Below are 6,395 nucleotides of genomic sequence, written 5' to 3'. Positions count from 1 at the left end.
TACTTCTATATCTGACAACCCATACTCCTTTTCAAGGTATGCAGTCAGGTGCAGCCGAGAGGTATGGTAGCCTTTAAGGGTATTGCTTTTAAATTCTTTTCCAAGGAGTTCTTTCATCTTACGGTTGTGTTCAGTAAAGATTTCCAACAATAAATTCTTTTTCTACTGCTTACCCAAATATTTGTTGACCATCGCTTGGGCAGTAAATTCGGTAACTGAGCGCATAAAGTCATTGTGTAGAGATTCAAATCTTCGCTCGATGTCTTCCAGGTATAAATTCAAGGTTTTGATTTTTTCGCAGGTTCCTTTTACCCTTCTTACCCTGGATATCCAGATTTCGGGATCACACATTCTGCCTAGTGATGCATATTTAGGAATGCTACCATTTACGGTTAATCTCATGTAAATGGCCTTTTCGCCCTCTTTATAGGGTTTCGGTTTCTTCAAAAAAAATGCAGAGAATAATTCTGACTCATAACGATTCATTTTTAGGTTTACAAAACTAATAATGCAGTGTATAGCAGTCAAGATGTTCGTAATTCAAACTAGCTAAATTTCAGCTAGTTAAATAGCTTTCAGTGCGTCATTTTCCTCTGGTCAGTGACGCAACAAATTACGCACTTTTCTTTGGGTATTTTTTTGCTGATTTTGGGGTGGTCGTAAAACAAAAAACCCTGCAAACATTCAATTTGCAGGGTTTTTTAAGTTTTGATACTTGTAAAAGTAGCCCGTAGGGGAATCGAACCTACTCGCTAAATGTCTTTTTATCAATGTTTTACAAACAGCAAAATTCTGGACTCATTGAATTCTCCACTGCTTTTGAATACGTTTTGACTGGAATTGCTTACTAGTGTAAATATACAAATAATCAATGTTTTATCAAACAAAAACCCTTAATAAAACAAGGCACTTTAAATGTGCAAGTTATCAAGTGAAGATGTATTCTTGCTAAACCACTGTTCATGATTCATGAACATCCGTTTTTAATGAACACAGTGCTCTGTACTATATATGTTTTTAATTAATGTCAAGTATTTCGTACTGTTTACTTGACATTAATTTTCCAAAGTTTCGGCAGTTATTTAGCTTTGTTGCCGAAACTTTGATTTACTATTTTCGAATAATCGATAATTGATACCAGTAGAAATAAGCCTCTGGATTACCTTTTTTCAATTTTCCGACTTTAGCATAAGCAGCATCGATAACCAGTTCCTTTACCTGTGCTACATCTTCATATTTCTCCAGCTTGAGATGTTTATATCTAACAACAGTGGCTAAATAAGCAGCCTTTGCGGCGTCGACAATAGCACGGTCAATATGGTAGCTTTCTGAAAAGATAAAGCTCTTCACTTGATTGATGCCCTTAGAAAGCAAATCAAATTTACCATTACCTTCTTCACCACGTGTACAGATGCACAATGCAGTTTGGTAAATATCTTCCAATACACCATTCGCATCCGTATCGCATTTGCGATACCCGATTTCGGTCTTTGCGAAAATGTCAAAGGTCTTCGCAATGATTTCGATATCATTTACCGGCACTAACAAACTACCAATATCAAAAAGCTGCTTCATGATCTCCATCGTCTTCAAATCACCGCTTTTTTCATATGGAATACCGGTAGTGTTGGGAGCAAATGCGGTCAATTTATCTCCGAGGATATCCTCATGAGAGGGCAATTTCACAAGGATGGGAGCGCCATCCTGCAGCACGAAACTAGAGTCAATTGGCCAGTCCAGTATTTTAGCATAATGAGGGTCTTCAAACAAAATATCCAGTAATACATAATCTTCCTCTAGATTAGATTTGTGCACGGGTACATAATAAAATTTATAATGTGCCTTTTCGATTTCAGTTGCTGTTTTGCGTTTTTGTAATTCTACACGTGTAAATCCCTGCGCTTCCAAAATAGAGGCAAATCGCTCATCCAGCTCCTGTTTCTTGCTAACAATGATGTCAATATCAATCGATAATCGTTTGGCACTTTGCATCAACAACATCAATGCCGTACCGCCCTTGAACACAAACTTCAGGTCGGATTTGACCAGTCCTTCCAGCAATAAAAGTGCACGGATTACTTTTTCAACCAAAATCTTATCCGCTTTTCTATTTTTAGCAGACACCTCGGCAAGCCACTCAAGAGTAAGGCTTTCTTTTGAAATCATAGAAATTACATTTATTGGTTATTAAAGTTGCCTTCTTTTAGATAATTTTCAAGCTCGGCCTTCCTTCCCTTTCGAGAGGCATAGCGCAACAATTTATTCTCATTTACTGTATACTTACTATAGGCATTGTAAAAAATCGAACGGATCTCGCTACCTTTTGTATGAAGAAATTCAAGATCACAAAACGCATCAACTAATAGTTTTTCTATCGAAGCCGTTGGAATTTTACTGGTTTCCACCAGCGGGCTTTCTGATACGAGATTCCTGATGAACAGTGGCATATGGAACTCAGATAACAGGAAATCGATTGTCTCTATTGAAGGGCGTAAAAACACGCCTGAGAAATTATCTTTAAGCTGATAATAGATCGATTCGGCAACATCACGTTCCACATCCACCAAAATAAAAGGATAGGCCGTTAAATGATGCGAAAACTCATTGAGCAAATCAGAACTCCAGACACAGAAAGCAACCTCCGGAAAATTTTTCTTGATAAATTTGCCAGCTTTTATCGCTCTAGCAGAAAGTTCTGGTTTATAGATCTTTTCCGCACCAATTTCATAAAGCCCACGTCCAGTGCGCCGCAATACCGAAGAATTGATCAAGTCATGGATGCGCCACTGGATTGTAGAATCAGATAGGTTTGGGTTTAACCCTAAAAAATATTTACGCAAATCATCCAGGGAAAACGATTGCCGCTTTCCAAAAATGGTTTTTAAGGTCAATATATCAACTGTCTTTCCGATGATTAGCTATTTTATAAACTCAAAGTTACGGCAATAATATGCAATTACTGCCGAAAATTTGAAAATTTTAAACGAAACATTTTATGGCTTATTATAACACCATAGCTTACAGTACTACCAACAATTACAACTAATTTGTTCTTCGTTTACGATTTGCGAACAAAGAACAAGAATTAAACAACTGTTTCATAACAGCATAATTTGAAAAATGAATTTGATATATCATTGGATATTATACGACATTCCTCTTTTCTCACCTGACACAATAAAATCGCTGCCTTTTAAAATCCTTATCCATACGAATTTCTTAAGATAGTTCCTTATGACCTCCTTCTCTTCTCCAAGCTCATCAACTAGCCATGAATTTGGATTATCAATCAACTCGGAGAACTTCCCTGCATCTTCAAGATAATCTGAAAAATTCGTGGAAAAACTATCTAAGGTTATGAGGTCAGGATTGTTAACAGTGCTTTCGACAACACCACAAATGTCTCTTTTGTCAATTACAAGGAAACTTTTGTCTCTAAAAATGTTATCGTAAAAATTGAAAATTGGAATCTCGTTATAGAATCCAACGTGACAGTTTTTTATTAGAACTGTTTCACTAGTTGCTTCCACAAATTTATCATCTCCAATAAAAAGTGAATGGAAGTAAATGTTTTTGCCAACTATAATGTTATTATCATTTATATTTCTAATAATTTTAGCTATCGCTTTTTCCATATCAATCGACTCGCTGTTTTCATCCTTTATTGTTTCATATAAGGCAGTGATACCAAGCCTATTTTCACGTTCGGCAATTGTTTTTCCAAAAGACTCAATTAAACCAACAAATGGGATGTGCCAATTTTCCAAAAAAGCTGACCTGTCCATCAACTCATTTATACCGAAATATTCATCTTTCTTTTCGGCTTCTTTTTTGTCAGTTCCATAAAGTTTAAAGAGCTTGAGCAAAAAATTATATTTATCGTACTCTTGAATTACATTTTGTAAAAACCATGTTTTTCTTTCTTCTTTGATATTTGTATTAATTTCTGCTTGCTGAATGACCTCTTTGGCGCTACCTATTACATCACCGAATAGTTTTTTGGTTTTTACAACCCTTTCTTCACTATCAAATAGAGAAATTTTCTCAGTTCCATTAGTTAGTAAATATTTAAAAGTTGATTCAAGTCTTTGTATTTTGTGAATTAAACCATCAACTCTAGCCGGATCATTTAATAGGACATCCGAACAGAAAGCTTTTGTTAGCCTAGCTGGGTCTTCGTCATAATAATGCTTTTTGGGATTGTAACGATAAAAAATATAGATAAATAATTTATGAAGGTAGAATTCTACCCCATGATGTCCTTCCCAATAACTGAAAAGGTCATGCTCAATATTATAGCTATAATCTACATAGTTCAATATTTCTGAAAGAGTGGTAGGCATTATTTCCTTATTTCCTTGTATTGCACTTGAATCTTCAGGTTGGTTAAAATTGAAGGCATGTCTTATATTGGTGTCTGTAGATTTAAATAAAGAAAAAGTTAGAACCTTTAAAACTACAATTTGCAGCAAATTATATTTCAAACTCTTTAAGGCCAACTTTTTTTGGTTATTGATAAGATTGTAGATTTCATCATCAGTTTCTATCTTGGTGAAGATTTCATTTTCCAGATAGTTCTCGAATGAAGTTACCCACTCTTCATACTCTTTAAAATTTTTCAGGTACCGAATCTTGTAAAAACCTAGTTCAGGGACTTTTTTAAGCAAGGCTTGATTATTATCAATACTATTTTCTTTGAGCTTCTTATCCAACAAATTATACAGGTGGGAATATGCGCCAAAATTCAATGGATCAAAGTTACTGTTGATACACCTTTCGATGAATTGATCTACTACGTTATATCTTTCTAAACGTGCAGCTTGATATAGATTATTGAAAAGAAATTGAAAATACATATCCAAATTTTCAAATTTCACATCATCAGAAAATATTTTGTTAAGAAGAATACCATAATTTAAGGTACTAAGAAGTGGATTTTGCTTTTTACTCTCTAACTCTAATAGAGATATGTTTAAAGAACCCAGTTCTCTCAAGAAAAATTTCAAAATCTGCTGAAAATCAATCGCATCACTAGACAGCCTTTCAAGAATATAAACCCAATTCGTATATATATAAATTGCATATTTTTGAACCGTGAAGTTATTCTTTTGGGTGGCAGCTTCCCAAATTGTAAATATGCACTGAATATATTTTAGGATGAGATCATCTGAGTTATCAGGATTATCCAGTGATTCATATAGTTTTCTAAATTTATCAGGCATTACAGTACCTGCAGCAGGCGATGTAGTTTCTTGTAGATCAAATGGGATGTCATCAATGTCCAAAGACTGAAATGTGACTTTCCTATATTTTCCATTGGGATCTATCAGTGACTTGAACAGTTCAAAATTGGTTTCGTTGATTTTTAGAACAGAAATGAAACTCTCTTCAATCCATTTCAAATCCTCAATAACTGAAGTTGTGTAATCCTTCTCTATCCTTAAAGCGGTTATTTTTGTGATCTTTTCAAGATTATTAATTAAGCGAGAAAGCTGACTAATTTTCTCTCGTTTCCTGAATAATTTCATCAATTTCCCGTTTTAATTTTGTTGAGTAATAGTTGTCAAAATTAGTAGCGTATTGTTGTACTACTTTGATAAATAAAATAAAATTAGCCATTGCTAAAGCATCCAATAGAATGACCAGCCAAATCCAATACCCCGATTCTACTTTAAATGCATAAATCATAATGCTTAAAAATGCAACAGGTAGTATCCAATTCACCTGGAATTTATATGTCCGTTCATTTAAAAAGCTTTCCGAGATTTCTTTATCTTTATAATTCTCGGTTTGCCGAGATACGACATCTAATGCAATTGGTATTGTTATACTTATAAATCCTGCAATAATAGCAGAAAACTGTGCAACAAAATCCTTTTCAAAAGGAAATTCATTTGCTTTAGCTAAATTCTTCCCAATACTTGCGAAGAATTCCGTAAAGCAGTTGGGTTGATGGTGTAAAATAATTTGGAGAATGTTCATTAAATTAAATGTATCTGTGAAAATACCAAATTATTATATCGAATGCTAATTTCTGATTCATGTCATATTTTTATTATAATCTTTGAAAACGAAATTGGAGATGGCAGCATTTTGTCTTTCCAAATCACCTTTAAGATATAAAGTGTTTTATTCTGTATTATTTGTTTGGATTGCCGATAATTAAAAGTTTGACTCCCTATTCACTTGGAATGCTCATGGAACCGTAAATACCATGCTATCCGTAAATATCCTGAAATTCCATCCTTTGTTCATCGAGAATATCCTTTTTGGCCCATAAGATTTGCTGTTGCATCCATTCAATATGACCAGAATACTGAAGTAAGTCAGGAAGACTTTTTAGCATCGCTAAAATCTCTGTAAAAAAATCAACCTTCTTTTGTATATAAGGCACA

At 34.3% G+C, this 6,395-nt stretch carries 5 protein-coding genes; all 5 read right to left on the bottom strand.

What is annotated here, in order from left to right:
* Positions 1-162: 162 nt before the first annotated feature.
* On the bottom strand, positions 163-486 hold the full coding sequence (locus ACHFIZ_RS17675) for an Arm DNA-binding domain-containing protein (RefSeq protein WP_410888266.1): 324 nt from the start codon (positions 484-486) through the stop codon (positions 163-165).
* A gap of 624 nt (positions 487-1,110) precedes the next feature.
* Positions 1,111-2,166 carry a nucleotidyl transferase AbiEii/AbiGii toxin family protein gene (locus ACHFIZ_RS17670; protein ID WP_410888264.1) on the bottom strand — a complete coding sequence of 352 codons (1,056 nt, stop codon included), beginning with the start codon at positions 2,164-2,166 and terminating at the stop codon, positions 1,111-1,113.
* An 11-nt stretch (positions 2,167-2,177) separates the two neighbouring features.
* A complete protein-coding gene (locus ACHFIZ_RS17665) occupies positions 2,178-2,840 on the bottom strand; it encodes a DUF6577 family protein (protein ID WP_410888262.1) in 663 nt (220 codons plus the stop codon).
* A 294-nt stretch (positions 2,841-3,134) separates the two neighbouring features.
* Positions 3,135-5,285, bottom strand: a complete 2,151-nt coding sequence (locus ACHFIZ_RS17660) for a hypothetical protein (protein ID WP_410888260.1) — start codon at positions 5,283-5,285, stop codon at positions 3,135-3,137.
* Positions 5,286-5,496: 211 nt separating this feature from the next.
* A complete protein-coding gene (locus tag ACHFIZ_RS17655) occupies positions 5,497-5,982 on the bottom strand; it encodes a hypothetical protein (protein ID WP_410888258.1) in 486 nt (161 codons plus the stop codon).
* Positions 5,983-6,395 lie beyond the last annotated feature (413 nt).

The organism is Pedobacter sp. JCM 36344, from assembly GCF_046546555.1.
GTDB lineage: Bacteria > Bacteroidota > Bacteroidia > Sphingobacteriales > Sphingobacteriaceae > Pedobacter.
This window is presented reverse-complemented; position numbering and strand designations above follow the sequence as displayed.